The sequence below is a fragment of the Streptomyces sp. B5E4 genome, assembly GCF_039871555.1.
Lineage (GTDB): Bacteria > Actinomycetota > Actinomycetes > Streptomycetales > Streptomycetaceae > Streptomyces.
In genome coordinates, this window is the sequence record NZ_JBDPMI010000004.1 from 17114 (window position 1) to 38793 (window position 21680).

Below are 21680 nucleotides of genomic sequence, written 5' to 3' on the forward strand. Positions count from 1 at the left end.
GGATGGGCGATTGGTCATGAGGTGCGCGGCGTCGGATCGCGGGAATGTGCCGGGTGGCGAGGGCCCGGGGGGTGTCCTAGCGTCGCGCCTGAACGACAAGGAGCTCGCCCATGGCCCAGACGCGCACCATCCCCGCCATCAGCTACGCCGAGGACATCGAGGAGGGCGTGACCGGTGTGGACGCCGGGCTGCTGGTGCTGCGGGCGGTGGTCGGCGTGATCATGGCGGGCCACGGGGCGCAGAAGCTCCTCGGCTGGTTCGAAGGACCGGGGTTCGACTCGACCGCGGCGACGCTGGCCGCGGCCGGCTATCCCTCCGGGCGGACGATGACGTGGGTACTGGGGCTGAGCGAGATCGTCGGCGGGTTCGCCCTGGTCGCCGGCTTCCTCACCCCGTTGGCGGCCGCCTCGGTGATCGGCGTGATGATCAACGCGGTGGCCGTCAGGTGGGGCTTCGACTGGAGCGGGCCGATTGCGGCGACGGATGCGCGGGGCATCGAGTACGAGTTCCTGCTCGGTGCCGCGGGCGTGGCGCTGGCGCTGACCGGGGCGGGGCTGGTCTCGGTCGACGGTGCGCTGGGGCGCGGCGGACGGCTCGCCCCGGGGGTGGCCGCAGTGCTGCTGGGGGCGGCGGCGGGGGTGGGCGTGCTGTTCCTGCGGCGGCTGTGACGCGGGCGGGCCCCGGCTCCGTAGCGCCGGGGCCGGGGCCTCACCTCGTCAGGGCGCTCAGGCGGACAGGGGCCGCTGCGCCTTGATGGACTGCAGCAGTCCCACCGCGATCCACACCGCGAACATCGACGAGCCGCCGTAGCTCACGAACGGCAGCGGCAGGCCCGCCACCGGCATGATGCCGAGCGTCATCCCGATGTTCTCGAACGCCTGGAACGCGAACCAGGCCACCACGCCCGCCGCGACGATCGTGCCGTACAGGTCGCTGGCGTCCCGCGCGATCCGGCACGCACGCCACAGCATCACGCCGAGCAGCACCAGGATGAGCCCGGCACCGACGAAGCCCAGTTCCTCGCCCGCCACCGTGAAGATGAAGTCGGTCTGCTGCTCGGGCACGAACTGGCCGGTGGTCTGGCTGCCCTCGCCCAGGCCCTTGCCGGTCGCGCCGCCGGAGCCGATGGCGATACGTGCCTGGTTGGTGTTGTAGCCGACGCCGGCCGGGTCGAGCGCCGGGTTGGCGAAGGCGGCGAAGCGGGCGACCTGGTACTCGTCGAGCATGCCCAGCGAGACGATCATCGCCGCGCCACCGACGCCCGCGAGCACCAGCCCCAGCACCCAGCGGTTCGACGCGCCGGAGGCCAGCAGCACGCCCAGCACGATCGACGTCAGCACCATCGCCGAGCCGAGGTCCGGCATCAGCACGACGATCCCGATGGGCACCGCGGCCAGGCCGAGGGCCTGGACGACGGTGCGGTGGTCGGGGTGCTCACGGTCGCCCGCGTCGACCCGGGCGGCCAGGATCATCGCCATCCCCAGGATGATCGTGATCTTGGTGAACTCGGCCGGCTGGACCGTGAAGCCGCCGCCGAGGTCGAGCCAGGCGCGGGAGCCGTTGATGGTGCTGCCCAGAGGGCTGAGCACCATCGCGACGAGCACGAGCGACAGCCCGTACAGCACCGGCACCACCCCGCGCAGCGTGCGGTGGCCCAGCCAGACGGTGGCGGCCATCAGCGCGATGCCGATGGTGGTGAAGATCGCGTGCCTTATCACGAAGAAGTACGGGTCGCCGCCGGTGAGGTCTTCGCGGTTGCGGGTCGCCGACCAGACCAGCGCCGTGCCCATGACGGACAGCGCGAGGCCGGAGAACATCAGCATCCAGTCGACCCGGCGCACCAGCGAGTCGCGCGCCGTCAGCCTGCCCCACGTGCCCAGCTCGGGGGTGAAGCGCCGGACCGAATAGCCGTCGGCGGCCGTCATCGTGCCTCGATCCTGCCGTCCGGCGAGATCTTCGGCAGCTTCTTCTCCGGCTCGGGCAGCAGCGCCTTCTTCCGGTCGCCGACGCCGTAGAGCGCGTCGTAGACGGCGCGGACCGCGGGCGCCGAGGCGCCGGAGCCGGTGCCGCCCTGGGACATGGTCATGACGATCGCGTACTCGTCGGTGTACGTCGCGAACCACGATGTCGTCTGCTTGCCGTAGACCTCGGCGGTGCCGGTCTTCGCGTGCATCGGGATCTCGTTCTGCGGCCAGCCGCCGAAGCGCCAGGCGGCGGTGCCGCGGGTGGCGACGCCCGCGAGCGCCTCGTCCATGGCGTCGCGCGTGGCCTCGTCCATCGGCAGTTTGCCGTGCGCCTTCGGCTCGATCATGTCGACCTTCTTGCCGTCGGCGCTGACGATGGCCTTGCCGACGGTCGGCTTGTACAGCGTGCCGCCGTTGGCGAGCGCGGCGTACATCGTCGCCATCTGTATCGGGGTGACGAGCGTGTCGCCCTGGCCGATGGAGTAGTTGACGGAGTCACCGGCACGCATCTGCATGCCCTCCAGGCAGTTCTCGTACGCGATGCGCTCGGTGTACGTGCCGTCCTGCTTGCCCTGTTTGCACCAGGCGTCCTTGTTGGCCCGCCAGTAGTCCTTCTTCCACTGCCGGTCGGGCACCCGGCCGGTGACCTCGTTGGGCAGGTCGACGCCGGTCTCCGCCCCGAGGCCGAACTGGTGGGCGGTCTTGTAGAACCAGTCGTCGGGCTTCTTCTTCGGCTTGTTGCCGCCGTCGTTCTGCCACTCCTGGTGCGCGAGCCGGTAGTAGACCGTGTCGCAGGAGACCTCCAGCGCGCGGCCGAGGCCGATGGCGCCGTAGCTCTGCGACTCGAAGTTCTTGAAGACCTGGCCGCCGATGCTGTAGTCGCTGCTGCACTCGTAGCTGCCGTCGAAGTCGTACCCGGCGTTGACCGCGGCCGCCGTCGGGATCGGCTTGAAGATCGAGCCGGGGGCCGACTGTCCCTGGATCGCCCGGTTGAGCAGCGGGTAGTTGGCCTCCTTGCCGGTGAGCTGCTTGTACGTGCCGGAGTCGATGCCGCCGACCCAGTCGTTCGGGTCGTACGACGGGTTGGACGCCATGGCGACGATGCGGCCGGTGTCGGCCTCCATCACCACCATCGCGCCGGAGTCCGCCTTGTAGTTCGTACCGGTGTTGTCGTCGAACTGGGTGCGGGCCTCCCTCATCGCCTTCTCCAGCTCCGCCTCGGCCAGCGACTGCACCCGCGAGTCGATGCTCGTGACCAGGTTGGAGCCGGGCACGCCCGGCTGCTTGTCGGCTTCTCCTATCACCCGGCCAAGCTTGTCGACCCGGTAGTTCGTCACCCCGGCCCGGCCGCGCAACTCGGAGTCGTAGGAGCGCTCCAGGCCCGAGCGGCCGATCTGGTCGGTGCGCAGCAGCGGGTTGTCGCTGTCCTCGGCGTCGGTGATCTCCTCGTCGGTGACCGGGGAGAGATAGCCGAGCACCTGGGCGGTGTTCGCGTCGTTCGGCGAGCCGTAGCGGCGGACGGCGCTGGGCTCCGCGGTGATGCCGGGGAACTCCTCCTCGCGCTCGCGGATCTGCAGCGCCTGACGGGCCGTCGCCTCGTCGGTGATGGGGATCGGCTGGTACGGGGAGCCGTTCCAGCACGGCTTGGGGGTCTCGGCGTCGCAGAGCCGGACCCGCTCCATGACGGTCTTGGGGTCCATGCCGAGCACGCCGGCGAGCTTGGTCAGTATCGCCTCGCCGTCGTCGTCCATCTTCATCAGGTCGGTACGGCTGGCGGAGACCACGAGCCGGGTCTCGTTGTCGGCGAGCGGTTCGCCGCGGGAGTCGAGGATGGCGCCGCGTACGGCGGGCTCGATGACCTGCTGGACGTGGTTGCCGGCGGCCTCCGCCTCGTACTCGTCGCCGTTGCGGATCTGCAGGTACCACAGCCGGCCGCCGAGCGTGAGCAGCAGCGAGAGCACGAGGACCTGGATGCCGACGAGCCGGACGGTGACCCGGGTGGACTTGCCGGTCTCGGGAATGTTGGTCACAGCCGCTTCACCCCTTTGATGCGGGTGGCCTTGGCGGACTTGGACTTGGGGCCGAACAGGTTGCCGCGCTGCCGGCCGATGCCGCCGCGGCCGTAGGAGCGGGCGCGTCTGACGGCGGCGCGGCTGGCGGTGCCGCCGGCCAGCCAGCGGTACGAGGAGTCGCCGGCCGCCGAGCCGCCGGTGGCCGTCTCGGCGGCCTCCGCGGTCGTGTCGCGGTCGGCCCTGCGGGCCAGCGCCATCACCAGCGGCACGGTGAACGGGGCGAGCAGCAGGTCGTAGATCGCGGCGGTGAAGACCAGGCTGCCCAGGCCCACGCCGCGCACCGAGCCCTCACCGACGAGGGCGCCGACGCCCGCGTACAGCAGCGTGGAGCCGACGGCGGCGCAGCCGACGACCATCATCGGGCCGGCGGCGGTACGCACCTGGCCGGTCTCGGGTTTGATGAGCCCGGCGAGGTAGCCGATGACGGCGAGCACGAGGGCGTAGCGGCCGACGGCGTGGTCGGCGGGCGGCGCGATGTCGGCGAGCAGGCCCGCGGTGAAGCCGACGAGCGCGCCGCCGACGTGCCCGTAGACCATCGCGAGCGCAAGGACGACCAGGAGGGTCAGATCGGGTACGGCGCCGGGCAGATGGAGCCGGGCGAGCACGGTGACCTGGAAGACGAGGGACGTCACCAGCAGCGACGCGCAGAGCAGGACGCGGTTCACGTGCCTCATGCGGTCAGTTCACGCCCTCTCCGGCTGCGGGGCCCCCTGCGTCGGGATCGGCGGCCGGGTCCTCGCCGGCTCCGGCACCGACCCCGGCGTCCACCTCGCCCTCGGCCGCGCCGCCGTCCGCCTCGCCCTCCCCGCCCGGGGGGACGGTGACGGTGACGGTGGGCGTCGGCGTCGCCTTCGGCGCGGGCGGCAGCACCGTGTCCCGCGGGTCGTCGCGGGGCGGTTGGACGACCACGCCGACGATGTCGAGCCGGGTGAAGGTGGCGTACGGCTCGACGTACACGGTGCGGGTGACGTCGCCGACCGGCTCGACCTTCGAGACGACCCCTATCGGCACGCCCGGCACGAACGGCCGCGAGTCATGGGAGCCGAAGGTCACCAGCCGGTCCCCCTTGGCCACCTTCAGCTTGCCGTTGAGCAGTTCGACCTTCATGGGCCGGTCGCCCTGGCCGGTGGCGAAGCCCAGCTCGCTGGTCTTCTCCAGCCGGGTGCCGACGGTGAAATCCGGGTCGTTGGCGAGCAGCACCGTGGCGGTGGACGGGCCGACGGTGGTGACGCGGCCGACGAGGCCGTCGCCGTTGAGTACGGTCATGTCCCGCTCCAGGCCGTCGCGGGAGCCGGCGTCGATGGTCACGGTCCAGGACAGGCCCTGGGCCGCTCCTATGGCGATGACCTGGGCGCCCTTGATGCCGTACCGGCCGGCGCCGGCGGTGCCCAGGATCTTGTCCAGCTCGGCGGCGCGGGCGCGGTTGCGGTCGTCGCTGCCCAGTTGCTGCTTCAGCTCGGCGTTCTGCCGCTGCAGCTCGGCGATCCGGTCGTGCCTGTCACCCGACTCGCGCACCGCCTCGATCGCGTTGCCCACCGGGTCGACCACCGTGGCGACGCCGTTCTCGACGGGCCCCAACGCCGTCGCGGCCCCCCGCTTCGTGGCGTCCAGGGGAGAGTCGTCCCCGCCCCGGATATCGACCGTGATCAGCGCGAACGAGATGGTGATGAGCAGCAGGAGCAGGACCCGGCTCTCTCGTGTGTCCCTCACGTGCTTCCGAAGCGCCTTCCTGGGTGTCCCGGCGGTGGGGTGCGGACTGGGGGCTAACGACGGGGCTGCGCGTCGAGCACCTGCTGCAGTGCCTCGAACTCCTCGACGCACTTGCCGGAGCCGAGTGCGACGGAGTCGAGCGGCTCCTCGGCGAGGTGGATCGGCATCCCCGTCTCGTGCCGCAGCCGCTCGTCGAGGCCGGCCAGCAGCGCGCCGCCCCCGGTGAGCACGATGCCGCGGTCCATGATGTCGCCGGACAGCTCCGGCGGGCACTTGTCGAGCGTCGTCTTGACCGCGTCGACGATCGCGTTGAGCGGCTCCTCCATGGCCTTGCGCACCTCGGCGGAGGAGATCACGACCGTCTTCGGCAGTCCGCTGACAAGGTCGCGGCCGCGGATCTCGGTGTGCTCGTCGCGGTCGGTGTCGTACGCGGAGCCGATGGTGATCTTGATCATCTCGGCGGTGCGCTCGCCGAGCAGGAGGCTGTACTCCTTCTTGATGTGCTGGATGATCGCGTTGTCCAGCTCGTCCCCGGCGACCCGGATGGACTGCGCCGTGACGATGCCGCCGAGGGAGATCACCGCGACCTCGGTGGTGCCGCCGCCGATGTCCACGACCATGTTCCCCGTCGCCTCGTGCACCGGGAGCCCGGAGCCGATGGCCGCCGCCATGGGCTCCTCGATGATGTGCACCTGGCGCGCGCCCGCCTGGGTCGATGCCTCGATGACCGCGCGGCGCTCGACTCCCGTGATGCCCGAGGGGACGCAGACCACGACGCGCGGGCGGGCGAGGTAGCGGCGCTTGTGGATCTTGAGGATGAAGTAGCGCAGCATCCGCTCGGTGATCTCGAAGTCGGCGATGACGCCGTCCTTCAGCGGGCGCACCGCCACGATGTTGCCCGGGGTCCGGCCGATCATCTTCTTCGCCTCGGCGCCGACCGCGAGGATCCCGCCCGTGTTGGTGTTGATGGCCACGACCGACGGCTCGTTCAGGACGATGCCCCGGCCTCTGACGTACACCAACGTGTTGGCGGTCCCAAGGTCGACGGCCATGTCACGGCCGATGAAAGACATGCTATTCGCCATGGGATACGTCTGGCCTTCCAAGGTGATGGCGGACGGGGGTCGGCAGCAGGGCGACGCGCGCTACGGCCCGTGAGGGCCATCGTAGTCTCGCGAGGTCGCGGAGGGAGCGAGGGTGTCGCAGTCAATACGGCACCGTGTCGGTTGCGCTTTCCCCCTTTTCGCTTGCACATGCCAAGAGGCGACCGAAAGATCCGGTCGCCTCTTCGGGGCTCGGGTCCGCAGCCGACCTGCGGGGACGTCAGACGAGGTCGGGGAAGAACAGCTTCAGCTCGCGCGCGGCGGATTCCTCGGAGTCGGAGGCGTGCACGAGGTTCTCCCGGACGATGGTGCCGAAGTCGCCGCGGATGCTGCCGGGCGCGGCGGCGATCGGGTCGGTCGGCCCGGACAGGGTACGGATTCCCTCGATGACCCGCTCGCCCTCGACCACGAGCGCGACGACGGGTCCCGAGGCCATGAACTCCACCAACGGCTCGTAGAACGGCCGGCCCACGTGCTCGGCGTAGTGCTGCTCCAGGACGGAGCGGTCGAGGGTGCGCAGCTCAAGCGCGGCGATGGACCAGTCGGCCTTCCGCTCGATCCGGCCGATGATCTCGCCGACCAGCCCGCGGCGTACCGCATCGGGCTTGAGGAGGACGAGCGTGCGCTGGCTCATGTACGGCTCCTGGCAGTGCGTTGCTGGATTCGGGGGAATCCGACCTTACCCGGCCCCTCACGGGCGCCCGCACGCATCCCGGCCTCCCGCGGCTACGCCGGGGCGCCGCCGGTCTCCTCGGCGGCGGCGCGGGCCCGCGCCGCCTTGGCCTCGTCGACGATCCGGCCGTAGTGCACCGACGCCCACCACAGGCCGGCGAAGACCGCGCCCAGGAAGAACATCGAGGGCACCACGAAGCCGGAGGCGATCAGCGCGATCTGCAGCCCCCAGCCGACCTGCACGGCGCCGGGGCGCCCGAGCATGCCGCAGACCAGCACGCACAGCACCATGGCGGCGCCGCTGATCCCCCAGATCGTGCCGTCCGACAGGTCGGACTGCTGCATCGCGACGAGACCCGTCAGGCCGACGACCAGGATCTCGGCGATCAGCGTGCTCGCACAGAGCGTGCGCATCGCTCGCCCTTCTCTTCGGTTCCAGTGGGGGTGGCGAACCCGGCACAGCGGGCGCCGGCTCGCTCTTCCCGGCCAGAGTAACGGCCGCCGCAAGGACGTCGTCCGGCCACCTCGTCCTTCCGGCCGGGCAGGGCCTTGGAGCTCCGTTCCCGCGGGGGTGACCGGACCGGTGACCGGCACGCCCCTACCGGCGCACCCGTCCGCGTCGGCCGGGCCGGTGCCGCACTACTTCGCACCCAGCAGCAGCCGGGCCTCTCCGGCGGTGATGACGGAGCCGGTGACCAGGACGCCCGCGCCGGCGTACTCGTCCTCCTCCTCCGCCAGGGTGATGGCCGCCTCCAGGGCGTCGTCGAGGCGCGGCTCGACCTGGACGCGCTCGCTGCCGAAGACCTCGACGGCGATGGCCGCCAGCTCGTCCGGGTCCATGGCGCGGGTGGTCGAGTTCCGGGTGACGACGACCTCGGTGAAGATCGGCTCGAACGCCTCCAGCACGCCGCGTACGTCCTTCTCCTTGCTGGTGCCGACGACGCCGACGAGCCGGCTGAAGCCGAACGCCTCCCGCACGCCCGCGGCGGTGGCCAGCGCCCCGGCCGGGTTGTGGGCGGCGTCGAGGATGACGGTGGGCGAGGTCCGTACGACCTCCAGGCGGCCCGGCGAGCTGACGGTGGCGAACGCGCGCCGGACGCTGTCGGCGTCGAGGCTGCGGGCGTGCTCGGAGCCGACGCCGAAGAACGCCTCGACGGCGGCCAGCGCGACCGCGGCGTTGTGCGCCATGTGCTCGCCGTGCAGCGGCAGGAAGACCTCCGGGTACTCGCCGCCGAGGCCGCGCAGCGTCAGCAACTGCCCGCCGACCGCGACCTCCCGGCTCAGCACGCCGAACTCCATGCCCTCGCGGGCCACCGTCGCGTCCATCTCGACGGCCCGCTTGAGGATGACCTGCGCGGCGTCGACGGGCTGCTGGGCCATGATCACGACGGTGCCCGTGCCGCCGCCCGCGGACGTCGCGGTCTTCTTGACGATCCCCGCCTTGTCCCCGGCGATGGCGCCCGGGGTGTCCCCGAGCAGCCGGCTGTGGTCTATGGCGATGGGGGTGACGACGGCGACGGAGGCGTCGATGACGTTCGTGCTGTCCCAGGTGCCGCCGAGGCCGACCTCGACGACCGCCACGTCCACCGGGGCCTCGGCGAACGCGGCGAAGGCCATCGCGGTGAGCATCTCGAAGAACGACAGCGGGTGCTCCTGCCGGGAGTCGACCAGCTCCGCGTACGGCTTCAGCTCGCGGTACGTCTCCACGAACCGCTCGGCGTCGATCGGGGCCCCGTCCAGGCCGATCCGCTCCGTGATCGACTGCAGGTGCGGGCTGGTGAAGCGGCCTGTCCGCAGGTCGCACGCCACCAGCAGCGCCTCGATCATGCGGGCCGTGGAGGACTTGCCGTTCGTGCCCGTCAGATGGATCGACGGGTAGGCTCGCTGCGGCTCGCCGAGGATGTCGAGCAGCGCCCGGATGCGCTCCAGCGACGGGTCGATGCGCGTCTCCGGCCAGCGCGCCAGCAGCTCCGCCTCGGCCTCGCGCAGCGCACGCGCCACCTCGGGGTCCGCGGGGAGGGCGGGCACGCCGCCACCGGAGGGCGGGCCGCCCTGCGCGCGCAGGGTACGGCTGCCGGCTTCGATGACGGCCAGGTCGGGGTCGCGGTCGGTCTCGGTGCCGACGATCTCGTCGAAGGAGTCGTCGTCCGGGGTGTCCGGGCTGCGGGGGGTCTCGTCCGGGTCGGGACCAGCGGGTTCTTCGCGGGCGCTCACGGTGTCAGTCTAGGGTCCGGCTACGACAGTCCTCCGACCGGCGGGGACGCCCGCCGGATGCACGAGCAGCAGCTTCGGAATGCACGTTCGACACAGGAGGCGACCGCGTGTCCCCGAACGACCCCCCGAGCGGCACGGGGCGCCGCCCGCGCGCCCTGTTCGCGATGAGCCCCGACGCCCTGCCGCGGCTCTTCGACTCCGCGACGCGGGACCGGCTCGCGGAGCTCGCGGATCTCGAACCCGGCCTGGTCGCCGCGGACTTCACCGAGCCCCGGGCGGCCGCGGCGCTGGCGGACGCCGAGGTGCTGGTCACCTGCTGGGGCTGCCCGCCGCTGGACGACGCGGCACTCGCGGCGGCGCCGGAGCTGCGGGCCGTCGTGCACGCCGCGGGGTCCGTCAAGCACCACGTCACCGAGGCGGTGTGGCGGCGCGGGATCACGGTCTCCTCGGCGGCGTGGGCGAACGCGCTGCCGGTGGCGGAGTACACCGTCGCGGCGGTGCTCTTCGCCAACAAGCGGGCGCTGGAGGTACGGGAGGAGTACCGGCGGCGGCGCGGTCCGTACGACTGGTACGCCGACCACCCGGGCGCCGGCAACTACCGGCGCACCGTCGGCGTCGTCGGCGCCTCGATGATCGGGCGGCGGGTCCTGGAGCTGCTGCGCCCGTACGACCTGTCGACGCTGGTGTACGACCCCTACGCGGACGACGGCGAGCTGCGTGCCCTCGGCGCCACCCCCGCGTCGCTCGACGAGCTGTGCGCCACCGCCGACGTCGTCTCCGTGCACGCGCCGGAGCTGCCGAGCACCCGCCGTCTGATCAGCCGCGCCCGGCTGGCGTCGATGCGGGACGGGGCGACCCTCGTCAACACCGCGCGCGGCTCGCTGGTGGACCAGGAGGCGCTGACGGAGGAGCTGGTCGCGGGGCGGCTGCACGCCGTCGTGGACGTGACCGAGCCGGAGTTCCTGCCGGCCGGCTCGCCGCTGTACGAGCTGCCGAACGTGCTGCTGACACCGCATGTGGCGGGGTCGCTGGCGGGCGAGCTGCCGCGGCTGGGCCGGGCGGCGGCCGACGAACTGGCCCGCTACGCCGCGGGATTGCCCTTCGCGCACCCGGTGCGGCCGGAGTCCCTGGGCCACAGCGCGTAGCCGGACGGGAGGAAGGGCCCGGGGCAGGTGCCCCGGGCCCGCACGCTACGCCTGCGGCAGCCGCTCCAACTGGGCGCCGAGGCGGACGATGTCCTCCTCGGCCTTCGCCAGCCTGGTACGGATCTTGGCCACGACCGGCTCCGGGGCCTTGGCGAGAAAGCCCTCGTTCCCGAGCTTGGCCTCCGCCTGCGTCTTCTCCTTCTCGGCCGCGGCCAGATCCTTCGTCAGCCGCTTGCGCTCGGCCGCCACGTCGATCGTCCCGGACAGGTCCAGCGCGACCTCCCCCATAGCGCTTCGCCCATGGGCGGTACCCCCAACCCCGGCCACCGGCAGCGACGCCGTGGCGGCGAAGGAGTCGCCCTCGGGCTGCAGGCGCAGCAGTTGCCGCATGGCGGCCTCGTGCGCGCCGAGTCCCGTGCCGGACAGCTCCACCCGGGCGGGCACCCGCTGGCCCGGCTGCAGGCCCTGGTCGGCGCGGAAGCGGCGGACCTCGGTGACGACCTCCTGCAGCTTCACGATCTCCGCCTCGGCCGCCGCGTCCCGGAAGCCGGAGTCCGCGGGCCAGTCGGCGATCACGAGGGACTCACGGCCCGTCAGCGTCGTCCACAGCGTCTCGGTGACGAACGGGATCACCGGGTGCAGCAGCCGCAGCGTGACGTCCAGGACCTCGCCGAGGACGCGGCGCGAGGCGTCGGCCGCGGGGCCGCCGGCCGCGAACGTGGTCTTGGACAGCTCCACGTACCAGTCGAAGACCTCGTCCCAGGCGAAGTGGAACAGCACGTCGGAGAGCTTCGCGAACTGGTAGTCGTCGTAGAGCGCGTCGACCTCGGCGACGACGGCGCCGAGCCGGGAGAGGATCCAGCGGTCCGTCGTGGCCAGCTCCGCCTCGGCGGGCAGCGGGCCCTCGACCGTGGCGCCGTTCATCAGCGCGAAGCGCGTGGCGTTCCACACCTTGTTCGCGAAGTTGCGCGAGCCCTGCACCCAGTCCTCGCCGATCGGCACGTCGGTGCCGGGGTTGGCGCCGCGGGCGAGGGTGAACCGGACGGCGTCGGAGCCGTACTTGTCCATCCACTCCAGCGGATCCACCGCGTTCCCGAAGGACTTCGACATCTTCTTGCCGAACTGGTCGCGGACCATGCCGTGCAGCGCGATCGTACGGAACGGGATCTCGCCGTCCATCGCGTACAGCCCGAACATCATCATCCGGGCGACCCAGAAGAAGAGGATGTCGTAGCCCGTGACCATGACGGAGTTCGGATAGAACTTCGCCAGGCTCTCGGTCTCCTCCGGCCAGCCCAGTGTGGAGAAGGGCCACAGGCCGGAGGAGAACCACGTGTCCAGCACGTCGCTGTCCTGCGTCCAGCCCTCGCCGCTCGGCGGCTCCTCGTCCGGGCCGACGCACACCAGCTCGCCGTCCGGGCCGTGCCAGACGGGGATGCGGTGGCCCCACCAGAGCTGGCGGGAGATGCACCAGTCGTTGAGGTGGTCGACCCAGCCGAAGTAGCGGGACTCCATCTCCTTGGGGTGGATGGCGACCCGGCCGTCGCGCACCGCGTCGCCCGCGGCCTTCGCCAGCGGGCCGACCTTGACCCACCACTGCATCGACAGCCGCGGCTCGATCGTGGTCTTGCAGCGCGAGCAGTGGCCCACCGAGTGCACGTACGGCCGCTTCTCGGCCACGATCCGGCCGTCGGCGCGCAGCGCGGCGACGATCGCCGAGCGTGCCTCCAGCCGGTCCAGGCCCTGGAACGGGCCGTGGGCGGTGATGACCGCGTGCTCGTCCATGATCGTGAGCATCGGCAGGTCGTGCCGGCGGCCGATCTCGAAGTCGTTGGGGTCGTGCGCCGGGGTCACCTTCACGGCGCCGGTTCCGAACTCCGGGTCCACGTGCTCGTCGGCGAGGACGGGGATGCGGCGGCCGGTCAGCGGCAGCACGATCTCCGTGCCGACGAGATGGCGGTAGCGCTCGTCGTCCGGGTGGACGGCGACGGCGGTGTCGCCGAGCATCGTCTCGGCGCGGGTGGTGGCCACGACGATGGACTGCTCACCCTCGCCGTAGCGGATGGAGACCAGCTCGCCGTCGTCGTCCTGGTACTCCACCTCGATGTCGGAGATCGCGGTGAGACAGCGGGGGCACCAGTTGATGATGCGCTCGGCGCGGTAGATCAACTCGTCGTCGAACAGCCGCTTGAAGATGGTCTGGACGGCCCGCGACAGGCCCTCGTCCATGGTGAAGCGGTCCCGGCTCCAGTCCACGCCGTCGCCGAGGCGGCGCATCTGGCCGGCGATCTGCCCGCCGGACTCGGCCTTCCACTTCCACACCCGCTCGACGAACGCCTCGCGGCCCAGATCGTGCCGCGACAGACCCTCCTTGGCCAGCTCGCGCTCCACCACGTTCTGCGTGGCGATGCCGGCGTGGTCCATGCCGGGCTGCCACAGCGTCTCGTACCCCTGCATGCGCTTGCGGCGGGTGAGGGCGTCGATCAGCGTGTGCTCGAAGGCGTGGCCGAGATGCAGGCTTCCCGTGACGTTCGGCGGGGGGATGACGACCGCGTACGGCGGCTTGTCGCTCTTGGCGTCCGCCGCGAAGTAACCGCGCTCTACCCAGCCCTCGTACAGCGAGGTCTCGACCTCGCCGGGGGTGTACTGCGTGGGGAGTTCTGCTGCGCTGCTCTGCGGGTTCTTTGCGTCGGTCACGACGGTCAGTGTAGAGCCGCGTCACATGCTGCTGCGAACCACTTGTGGACGAGCTGCGTCCTTGTGGACAACCGCGCGGCCGCCGATCGAGACCCGAGGCAGCGCAACGCGGCCTGATCCGACAGTATGGGCGGAGCAGCATTAACTCACGGAGGGGACCGTAATGAGTCACAACCAGCCGCCGCCACCCGGACCGTACGGGGGTGGAGGGCAGCAGCCGGGCCCGTACGGGCAGCCCGGTCCCTACGGCCAGCCCTCGCAGCAGCAGCCCGCGCCGTCGCCCTACGCCCAGCCCGGGCAGGGGGGGCAGCCGGGGCAGCCCGGTTACGGCTACCCGCAGCAGGGCGGCGACCAGGGCTACGGGCAGCAGCAACAGCCCGGCGCGTACGGGCAGCAAGGCGGCTACGGTCAGCAGCAGTACGGACAGCAGCAGGCGGGGCAGTACGGGCAGCAGCAGCAGCCCGGGTACGGCCAGGCCCCGCCGCCTCCGCCCCCGGGCGGCGGCAAGAACAAGACCCTCTTCGTCGTCGTCGGCGCGGTGGTCGCGGTCGCGGTGATAGCCGCGGCCGCGTTCTTCCTCGTAGGCGGCGACGACGACGGCAAGAAGGACGAGTCGAAGAACTCGCAGACCGACGGGGACAAGAAGGACGGCGACGACAGCGACAGCGGGGACGACCCGCCCGCCGTCGACGGCAAGAAGTACAAGCTGACCACTCCGTCCACGGTCGCCACCGAGTACCAGAAGGACGACTCCGCCCCCGGCGGTGGGCTCAACTCCAGCGACATCGACCAGCTCGAGACGATCGGGATCTCCGACCCGAAGGACGTCGGCGCCGGCTACACGGCGGGCGACAGCGCCACGGCCAAGATCCTGCAGTTCCAGGGTGTCTATGGCGAGGTCTCGAACCCGGACATGGTCCTGGACGCGTTCTTCTCGTACATGGCCGAGGAGGCCGCCGCCGACCCGTCCGCGGGCGGGGGCGACACGGCCGAGCTGGTCGGCAGCCCGGAGGAGGTCAATCCCGACGGGCTGGAGGAGGGCGCTTCGATGAAGTGCCAGTACGTGAAGTTCTCCAGCGACGACTCCGGCGCACCGGTCGACAGCTTCAACTTCCCGACCTGCGCCTGGGCCGACAGCAGCACCATCGGCTACATCGCCATGACCGACCCGACGCTGATCATCACCGGCGGCGAGACGAGCATCGACGAGGCCGCGACCACCACCGCGGAGGTCCGCAACGACGTCCGCGTGCCGCTCGGCTGAGCCGTACGGCGCACACGCGAAGGGGCCGCCCGGTGGGCGGCCCCTTTTCGTGTCGTGTGCTGCGTCCGGCCCGTACGGAAGGTACCCGCCGGAGACGGGGTGCGGCTCAGGCGCTCTCCTGGTGGCGCGGCTCCGGCTCGGCGGCACGGGAACGGGGCACCAGCGTCGGGTTGACGTTGGAGTGGACCGCCTCCTCCGTGATGACCACGCGGGCGACGTCCTTGCGGGACGGCACCTCGTACATCACCGACTGCAGCACCTCTTCCATGATGGCGCGCAGCCCGCGGGCGCCGGTGCCGCGGAGGATGGCCTGGTCGGCGATGGCCTCCAGCGCCGGGCGGTCGAAGTCCAGCTCGACGCCGTCGAGTTCGAAGAGGCGCTGGTACTGCTTGACGAGCGCGTTCCGCGGCTCGACGAGGATCTTCAGCAGGGCGGCCCGGTCCAGGTTGTGCACGCTGGTGATGACCGGCAGCCGCCCGATGAACTCGGGGATCATGCCGTACTTCACCAGGTCCTCGGGCATGACCTCCTGGAACGGGTCCTCGTTCGCCAGCTCGCGCTTGGAGCGGATGGTGGCGCCGAAGCCGATGCCCTTGGCGCCCGCCCGGGACTCGATGAGCTTCTCCAGACCGGCGAAGGCACCGCCGACGATGAACAGCACGTTCGTCGTGTCGATCTGGATGAACTCCTGGTGCGGGTGCTTCCTGCCGCCCTGCGGCGGCACGGAGGCCGTGGTGCCCTCCAGGATCTTCAGCAGCGCCTGCTGCACGCCTTCGCCGGAGACGTCACGGGTGATCGACGGGTTCTCACTCTTCCGTGCGACCTTGTCGATCTCGTCGATGTAGATGATGCCGGTCTCGGCCTTCTTGACGTCGTAGTCGGCGGCCTGGATCAGCTTCAGCAGGATGTTCTCGACGTCCTCGCCGACATACCCCGCCTCGGTGAGGGCGGTGGCGTCGGCGATGGCGAAGGGGACGTTGAGCATCCGGGCCAGGGTCTGCGCCAGCAGCGTCTTGCCGGAACCGGTGGGGCCGAGCAGCAGGATGTTGGACTTCGACAGCTCGATGCCGTCCTCGCGGTTCTGCGCCGCGGCGGCGTTCTCGCCGGCCTGCACCCGCTTGTAGTGGTTGTAGACCGCGACGGACAGCGCCTTCTTGGCGGCCTCCTGGCCGACGACGTAGCCCTCGAGGAACTCGTAGATCTCGCGGGGCTTGGGCAGTTCTTCCCAGCGCACCTCGGAGCTTTCCGCCAGCTCCTCTTCGATGATCTCGTTACAGAGGTCGATGCACTCGTCGCAGATGTATACACCGGGTCCTGCGATGAGCTTCTTGACCTGCTTCTGGCTCTTGCCGCAGAACGAGCATTTGAGCAGATCGCCGCCGTCACCGATGCGTGCCACGAGGTGCTTCCCCTTCGCCTGGGATCCGCTCTTGGGGGGCGGAACCTGGTTGCGTATCGACGGTACCTTGCCCGGAGCCCCGAGCGGTCCCCTTGAGCCCAACTCACTGGTTCGCTTCCCAGGGGACCGCTCCACGGGTGGCCCTGTCCAGAGGACAAGGGCCCGGACGTCAGGTCCGGCGCCGCGGATACGGAGCCGGAAGCCGGCCGCGAGCCGTCAGCCGCCGATGCCGGCGGACAGCTTGCGGGTGGAGACGATCTGGTCGATCAGCCCGTACTCAAGGGACTCCTCGGCGGTGAGGATCTTGTCCCGCTCGATGTCGTCGCGGACCTTCTCGATCGGCGTCGTCGAGTGCTTGGCCAGCATCTCTTCGAGCTGGTTACGCATCCGGAAGATCTCCTTCGCGGCGATCTCCAGGTCGGAGACCTGGCCGCGGCCGGTCTCGGTGTACGGCTGGTGGATCAGGATGCGCGCGTTCGGCAGGGCCATGCGCTTGCCCTCGGTGCCGGCGGCCAGCAGCACGGCGGCGGCCGAGGCGGCCTGGCCCATGCAGACGGTCTGGATGTCCGGCTTGACGAACTGCATCGTGTCGTAAATGGCGGTGAGCGCCGTGAAGGAGCCGCCGGGGCTGTTGATGTAGACCGAGATGTCCCGGTCGGGGTCCATCGACTCCAGGCACAGGAGTTGGGCCATCACGTCGTTCGCCGAGGCGTCGTCGATCTGCACGCCGAGGAAGATGACGCGCTCTTCGAAGAGCTTCGCGTACGGGTCGTACTCGCGGATGCCCTGCGAGGTGCGCTCGACGAAGCGCGGGATGACGTAGCGGGACTCGGCGCCCAGCGAACGACGGGCGTCGGCGGCCTCGTCGGCCATGCGGTCGTAGAGACCGCCTCCGGGGAAGTTCTGCATCGTGGTGTTCCGTCCTGGTGGCAGTGCGGCTGTGAAAGGCTGCGCGGGCTGTTGCGGGTCCTTGCCGGGCGCCGGGGCCTCAGGCGCCGGTGCCGCCGCCGCCGGGGATGAGCGTGGCCGACGGCATGACCTCGTCGATCAGGCCGTACTCCTTGGCCTCCTCGGCGGAGAACCAGCGGTCGCGGTCGGAGTCGTGGGTGACCTGCTCGACGGTCTGGCCGGTGTGCAGCGAGGTGAGCTCCGCCATCTTCTTCTTGGTGCGGATGAGCTGCTCGGCGTGGATCTTGATGTCCGTCGCCGAGCCGGCCAGGCCGGCGGACGGCTGGTGGATCAGGATCTCGGCGTTCGGCAGCGCGAAGCGCTTGCCGGGGGTGCCGGCGCTGAGCAGGAACTGGCCCATGGAGGCGGCGAGGCCGAGGGCGATGGTGACGATGTCGTTCTTGATGAACTGCATCGTGTCGTAGATCGCCATGCCGGCGGTCACGGAGCCGCCCGGGCTGTTGATGTAGAGGTTGATGTCCTTGTCCGGGTCGGCGGCGAGGAGAAGGAGCTGCGCCGTGATCTTGTTGGCGATGTCGTCGTCGACCGGCTGGCCGAGGAAGATGATGCGCTCGTTGAGCAGCCGGTTGTAGACCTGGTCGCCAAGGCCGCCGAAGGACGGCTCGCCCGGGCCGGAAAGCATCGGGTTCGTCACGTGTCCACCTGCTCATTCTGCGACGGCCGCCAGAGGCCGTCTGACTGTACGTTCCTGGGTTACCTGACTTGCTTATGGACCCTAACGCGCAGGTAGGCGGCGGCCATCCCGCTTCCGGAACTGTTCGCTGTGAGCGCAGGCCCTGCGGGGGCCCTGCGGGCGGCGCGGCGGGGTCGCCGGCGCCGGCGGCCCGGGTCCGTCCGGCGCCCGAGCCCGGCGGGCGGCTCAGGGCGCCCTGTCGGCGGCGCCGGGTGCCCTGGAGGTGCGGAGCGCGGGGCCCGGCGGCTCCGATGGGTGACCGGCGACGAGGGCCGTGCGGACACGGCGCGGGGTGCCCTGGGGGACGGCCGGGCGGCAGGTCCGGGACCAGGTGGCTCGTCGCTCTGTCCGCCGGCCGGCGACGGAGGGCGGGGCGGGGACGGACGGCCCGCCGGTTCGGCGAGAACCAGGCTGCACGCCTCTGCCGCACCGTCCACGACAAGGCGCGTGGGCCGGACCGCGCGGCCCGGCGGCGCCCCGCCACAGCGCGCGGAGCGCCCGTGGGCGGACCCCCGCGCGGGCGGTGCGCGGCGGCAGACCAGGTACGCGTGGATTCCCGTACCGGTGGCTGCGGCCTGCCCCTGCGGCAGGCCCGCGGGCCGACGCCGTCGCGCTGGGCCACGCCGCCGCGGAGCGGAGCGGTCCCGAGCACGGGGCCCGCGGAGCCGACCGCCGGAGTGCGGGAGTGGCCACGAGGTTCGGGCCCGAGCACCCACCGCGGGTGCGGAGCACTCATGTGGGGTGAAATGCCCTACGGGCCGGGCGACGGGCCAGGACCGGTGGGCTCGGCCCGCCGGCGGTGCGGGAGCGCACGGGCCGCTCGACCGCCACCACCGCCCGCGGGCGGTGGTACGGGGCCGGGGCAGGTCCGGCGTGCCGCCGGAGTGCGCGGGTGGCCACGGCGTTCAGGCCCGGGCACCCGACGCGGTGCGGCGTGCGCCTGGGCGGACGCCCCGCGGGCGGCCCGAAGCCTGGTGCCTGAGCGGAATCCGGCGGCCGGCGCCGTAGAGGGCGCTGTCCCTCGCCGCGGTGCACGGAGCGTCCGTGGAGTTCCGCAGTGCTTCGCGGCACGGCGGCTCCTGCCCGGCGACGAGGGGCGGGGCAGGGGCGGCCGGGTGGCGCGACCCTGCGCAACCGCGGCCCCGCGCGCGCCGGGGCCCCGGCCGCGTTCGCGGCCGGCCCCACGGGCGGGTCGCACGGCTCAGGCGTCCGCCTTCTCCGGCTTCTGCTCGTCCCCGGCCGCCTCGGCGTCCGCGGACGCGGCGTCCGAGTCCCCGGCCTCCCCGTCCGCCGTCTCCTCAGCGGAAGGCGTGACCGTCTCGCCGGTCTCGTCCTCGTCCGACAGGTCCACGGGCTCGCCGTTCGTGTCCTTGATCGTCGCGGCCTCGACCACGACCGCCAGGGCCTTGCCGCGGGCGACCTCGCCGACCAGGACCGGGACCTGGCCGCCCTCGACGACCGCCTGGGCGAACTGGTCCGGACTCATGCCCGAGGACTGGGCGCGGCGCATCAGGTGCTCGGTCAGCTCTTCCTGGCCGACGTTCACCTGCTCCTTGCCCACCAGCTCGTCGAGGACGAACTGGGTGCGGATGCCGCGCTCCGCCTGCTCCTTGAGCTCGGTCTCGAACTCCTCGGCGGTCTTCTCCTGGAGCTTCAGGTAGCCCTCCAGGTTCATGCCCATCTGCGCGAGCTGGTGGTTCTCCAGGTTGTGCCGGCGGGTGGAGATCTCCTCCTCCAGCAGCTTCTCCGGGACCGGGATCTCCACCAGGCCGAGCAGCTCGTCCAGCACCTTCTCCTGGGCCTGCTGCGCCTGGTCGTAGCGCTTCATCTGCTCCAGCCGCTTGCGGCTGTCCGCCCGCATCTCCTCCAGCGTGTCGAACTCGCTGGCCATCTGGGCGAATTCGTCGTCCAGCTCCGGCAGCTCGCGCTCGGCGACCTGCGTGACGTCGACCTTGACCTGCGCCTCCTGGCCGGCCGCGGAGCCGCCCTTCAGCTCGGAGGCGAAGGTCGCGGAGCCGCCGGCCTCCAGGCCCGTGACGGCCTCGTCGATGCCGTCCAGCAGCTCGCCGGAGCCGATGGTGTACGTCACGCCGCTGGCGACGCCGTCGTCCAGCACCTCGCCGTCGACGCTCGCCTCCAGGTCGATGGTGACGACGTCGCCCTCCGCCGCGGCCCGCTCCACCGGAGTGGTGGAGGCGAAGCGCTCGCGGAGCTGCTCGACCGACTTGTCGACGTCCTCGTCGGGCACCTCGATGGCGTCGACCTCGACGCTGATGCCGGAGTAGTCCGGGATCTCGAACTCGGGACGGATGTCGACCTCGGCGGTGAAGGTCAGCGTCTCGTTGTCCTTCAGCTCGGTGATGTCGACCTCGGGCCGGCCCAGCGGCTTGAGGTCGCCCTCGTTGACGGCGTCCTCGTAGAGCTTCGGCAGCGCGTCGTTGACGGCCTCCTCCAGGACGGCGCCGCGACCGAACCGCTGGTCGATGATGCGGGCCGGGATCTTGCCCTTGCGGAAGCCCGGCACGGTGACCTGCTGGTTGATCTTCTTGTACGCCGCGTCGAGGCTGGGCTTGAGCTCCTCGAAGGGCACCTCGACAGTGAGCCGAACCCGGGTCGGGTTCAGGGTCTCCACGGCGCTCTTCACGGTCGGTCTCCTTGGGATGGCGTCTGGGAAGTGCTGTACTTCTTCTGGACTTTCTCGTGGCTGCGTCCGGCTTCCGGCAGAAGCGTGGAGCGGCCCGGTCCAGGCACGCAGGAACGCAGCTTGCATAGTACCGGTGCCGGGTCCGCTCCCCATAAGGGACCTTCGCGACGAAGGTCCCTGCCGCGCGGTCGGGGTGGCCGGATTCGAACCGACGACCTTCCGCTCCCAAAGCGGACGCGCTACCAAGCTGCGCCACACCCCGCATGTGCGAGCAGTAGGGTACATGCCCGCACAGCCCCGGCGCGGCCGATTACGTCCCTGGTGACACCGCACGCGGCCCGTGCCCGGCCGGGGTCGCCGCCTGTACGCGACATGCGGCGGCACGCGCGCGTGCACGCGCGGCCGGAGGCCCGGAGGCATAGTGGCGTGCGGGACCGGGGGCGCAGCGGCTACGATGCAGGGCGTGCCACCCGCCGCGGTGGCGCCTGCGGGTGTAGCTCAATGGTAGAGCTCCAGCCTTCCAAGCTGGCTACGCGGGTTCGATTCCCGTCACCCGCTCGCTGAACCGGCCGGGATCCGGGCCGCGCCGCGTCCGTCGGGACGCGTGCAGGCCGGGGCCCCGGCCGTTGTCGTGTGCGCGGCGGCCGGGTCGCCCCGGGGACACCGTCAGGTGCCGATGTCGCTGATGCTCTGGCTTATTTCGTCGAGCGCGTCCTGAATGTCCGGTGCGGCGCTGGTGGACGCCAGGAAGAAGCCGAAGAGCACCGCAACGATCGCCGGGCCCACCTTGATCGAGCCGCCACGGATCAGCACGACCAGGATGATCCCCATCAGCAGCACCAATGACAGTGAGATAGCCACGCCCTGATCACCCCTAGGTTCTCGTTCACCCACCCAGGGCACCCGCCGCCCGCACACCCCGGTGGATCCATCGTGCCACCAAGAGGTGCACGGGGGTGCGTGAGATGCCCAACTGGCTGATATCTCGCGCCCCTTACACCGATCTGCGCCCGCGGCGCACGCGGAGCGCCGTACGCGGGACGCCGCACGCCCTCCGCGCCGGTGGTGCGCCCATGCGGACCATCCCCGGCGCCGGGCCGGGGGAAACCGGAGCGCCGAATCCGAATTCCGTGTTCCAGGCGCACGGATATACG

At 71.3% G+C, this 21680-nt stretch carries 17 protein-coding genes and 2 tRNA genes; 4 read left to right on the forward strand and 15 right to left on the reverse strand.

Annotation, left to right across the window (positions count from 1 at the left end):
- Window positions 1–110: 110 nt before the first annotated feature.
- On the forward strand, window positions 111–668 hold the full coding sequence (locus tag ABGA99_RS07365; protein ID WP_347576497.1) for a DoxX family protein: 558 nt from the start codon (window positions 111–113) through the stop codon (window positions 666–668).
- A gap of 57 nt (window positions 669–725) precedes the next feature.
- Here the strand turns inward: ABGA99_RS07365 and rodA are convergent, their stop codons facing one another.
- The 8 genes from rodA to ABGA99_RS07405 all read right to left on the reverse strand — a co-directional run bounded on the left by rodA (window position 726) and on the right by ABGA99_RS07405 (window position 9735).
- The gene (rodA, locus tag ABGA99_RS07370) at window positions 726–1925 is read right to left on the reverse strand and encodes a rod shape-determining protein RodA (protein WP_347576498.1); all 1200 of its coding nucleotides are present in this window, start codon (window positions 1923–1925) and stop codon (window positions 726–728) included.
- The gene (mrdA, locus tag ABGA99_RS07375) at window positions 1922–3994 is read right to left on the reverse strand and encodes a penicillin-binding protein 2 (RefSeq protein WP_347576499.1); all 2073 of its coding nucleotides are present in this window, start codon (window positions 3992–3994) and stop codon (window positions 1922–1924) included. Before mrdA ends, rodA begins: the two co-directional genes overlap by 4 nt.
- The gene (mreD, locus tag ABGA99_RS07380) at window positions 3991–4710 is read right to left on the reverse strand and encodes a rod shape-determining protein MreD (RefSeq protein WP_347576500.1); all 720 of its coding nucleotides are present in this window, start codon (window positions 4708–4710) and stop codon (window positions 3991–3993) included. The genes mrdA and mreD overlap by 4 nt, the downstream gene beginning before the upstream one ends.
- 4 nt (window positions 4711–4714) lie before the next feature.
- Window positions 4715–5746 carry a rod shape-determining protein MreC gene (gene mreC / locus ABGA99_RS07385; RefSeq protein WP_347576501.1) on the reverse strand — a complete coding sequence of 344 codons (1032 nt, stop codon included), beginning with the start codon at window positions 5744–5746 and terminating at the stop codon, window positions 4715–4717.
- 53 nt (window positions 5747–5799) lie between these two features.
- Window positions 5800–6819 (reverse strand): rod shape-determining protein, encoded by a 1020-nt coding sequence (locus ABGA99_RS07390; RefSeq protein WP_018834281.1) that lies wholly within the window; start codon window positions 6817–6819, stop codon window positions 5800–5802.
- A 250-nt stretch (window positions 6820–7069) separates the two neighbouring features.
- On the reverse strand, window positions 7070–7483 hold the full coding sequence (gene ndk, locus ABGA99_RS07395) for a nucleoside-diphosphate kinase (RefSeq protein ID WP_347576502.1): 414 nt from the start codon (window positions 7481–7483) through the stop codon (window positions 7070–7072).
- Between the two features lie 92 nt (window positions 7484–7575).
- Window positions 7576–7935 (reverse strand): DUF4233 domain-containing protein, encoded by a 360-nt coding sequence (locus tag ABGA99_RS07400; protein ID WP_347582350.1) that lies wholly within the window; start codon window positions 7933–7935, stop codon window positions 7576–7578.
- A gap of 225 nt (window positions 7936–8160) precedes the next feature.
- On the reverse strand, window positions 8161–9735 hold the full coding sequence (locus ABGA99_RS07405) for a folylpolyglutamate synthase/dihydrofolate synthase family protein (protein ID WP_347582351.1): 1575 nt from the start codon (window positions 9733–9735) through the stop codon (window positions 8161–8163).
- Between the two features lie 164 nt (window positions 9736–9899).
- On the opposite strand from ABGA99_RS07405, the gene ABGA99_RS07410 reads away from it, so the two are divergent.
- Window positions 9900–10880, forward strand: a complete 981-nt coding sequence (locus ABGA99_RS07410; RefSeq protein WP_347582445.1) for a hydroxyacid dehydrogenase — start codon at window positions 9900–9902, stop codon at window positions 10878–10880.
- A gap of 45 nt (window positions 10881–10925) precedes the next feature.
- Here the strand turns inward: ABGA99_RS07410 and ABGA99_RS07415 are convergent, their stop codons facing one another.
- Window positions 10926–13586 (reverse strand): valine--tRNA ligase, encoded by a 2661-nt coding sequence (locus ABGA99_RS07415; protein ID WP_347582446.1) that lies wholly within the window; start codon window positions 13584–13586, stop codon window positions 10926–10928.
- 154 nt (window positions 13587–13740) lie between these two features.
- On the opposite strand from ABGA99_RS07415, the gene ABGA99_RS07420 reads away from it, so the two are divergent.
- Window positions 13741–14841 carry a hypothetical protein gene (locus ABGA99_RS07420; RefSeq protein ID WP_347576505.1) on the forward strand — a complete coding sequence of 367 codons (1101 nt, stop codon included), beginning with the start codon at window positions 13741–13743 and terminating at the stop codon, window positions 14839–14841.
- Between the two features lie 106 nt (window positions 14842–14947).
- Here the strand turns inward: ABGA99_RS07420 and clpX are convergent, their stop codons facing one another.
- From clpX to ABGA99_RS07445, 5 genes are all read right to left on the reverse strand, one after another.
- Window positions 14948–16240, reverse strand: a complete 1293-nt coding sequence (gene clpX / locus ABGA99_RS07425; protein WP_347576506.1) for an ATP-dependent Clp protease ATP-binding subunit ClpX — start codon at window positions 16238–16240, stop codon at window positions 14948–14950.
- 216 nt (window positions 16241–16456) lie between these two features.
- Window positions 16457–17149: an ATP-dependent Clp protease proteolytic subunit gene (locus tag ABGA99_RS07430; RefSeq protein WP_347576507.1), complete on the reverse strand. Its 693-nt coding sequence runs from the start codon at window positions 17147–17149 to the stop codon at window positions 16457–16459.
- A gap of 79 nt (window positions 17150–17228) precedes the next feature.
- Window positions 17229–17843, reverse strand: coding sequence for an ATP-dependent Clp protease proteolytic subunit (locus tag ABGA99_RS07435; RefSeq protein ID WP_347576508.1), 615 nt, complete (start codon window positions 17841–17843; stop codon window positions 17229–17231).
- A 1240-nt stretch (window positions 17844–19083) separates the two neighbouring features.
- A complete protein-coding gene (tig, locus tag ABGA99_RS07440; protein ID WP_347576509.1) occupies window positions 19084–20526 on the reverse strand; it encodes a trigger factor in 1443 nt (480 codons plus the stop codon).
- A gap of 188 nt (window positions 20527–20714) precedes the next feature.
- Window positions 20715–20788: transfer RNA gene (locus ABGA99_RS07445), tRNA-Pro, on the reverse strand.
- A gap of 225 nt (window positions 20789–21013) precedes the next feature.
- Here ABGA99_RS07445 and ABGA99_RS07450 point away from each other — a divergent pair.
- Window positions 21014–21084: transfer RNA gene (locus ABGA99_RS07450), tRNA-Gly, on the forward strand.
- A gap of 108 nt (window positions 21085–21192) precedes the next feature.
- Here the strand turns inward: ABGA99_RS07450 and ABGA99_RS07455 are convergent.
- On the reverse strand, window positions 21193–21387 hold the full coding sequence (locus tag ABGA99_RS07455; protein WP_018834270.1) for a hypothetical protein: 195 nt from the start codon (window positions 21385–21387) through the stop codon (window positions 21193–21195).
- Between the last annotated feature and the right edge of the window lie 293 nt (window positions 21388–21680).

Bases quoted from the DNA above. Each gene is read 5' to 3' on its own strand.
- ABGA99_RS07400 (WP_347582350.1), bottom strand. From the start codon at position 7,935: ATGCGCACGCTCTGTGCGAGCACGCTGATCGCCGAGATCCTGGTCGTC.
- ndk (WP_347576502.1), bottom strand. From the start codon at position 7,483: ATGAGCCAGCGCACGCTCGTCCTCCTCAAGCCCGATGCGGTACGCCGC.
- rodA (WP_347576498.1), bottom strand. From the start codon at position 1,925: ATGACGGCCGCCGACGGCTATTCGGTCCGGCGCTTCACCCCCGAGCTG.
- ABGA99_RS07430 (WP_347576507.1), bottom strand. From the start codon at position 17,149: ATGCAGAACTTCCCCGGAGGCGGTCTCTACGACCGCATGGCCGACGAG.
- ABGA99_RS07420 (WP_347576505.1), top strand. From the start codon at position 13,741: ATGAGTCACAACCAGCCGCCGCCACCCGGACCGTACGGGGGTGGAGGG.
- ABGA99_RS07410 (WP_347582445.1), top strand. From the start codon at position 9,900: ATGAGCCCCGACGCCCTGCCGCGGCTCTTCGACTCCGCGACGCGGGAC.
- ABGA99_RS07390 (WP_018834281.1), bottom strand. From the start codon at position 6,819: ATGTCTTTCATCGGCCGTGACATGGCCGTCGACCTTGGGACCGCCAAC.
- ABGA99_RS07365 (WP_347576497.1), top strand. From the start codon at position 111: ATGGCCCAGACGCGCACCATCCCCGCCATCAGCTACGCCGAGGACATC.
- mreD (WP_347576500.1), bottom strand. From the start codon at position 4,710: ATGAGGCACGTGAACCGCGTCCTGCTCTGCGCGTCGCTGCTGGTGACG.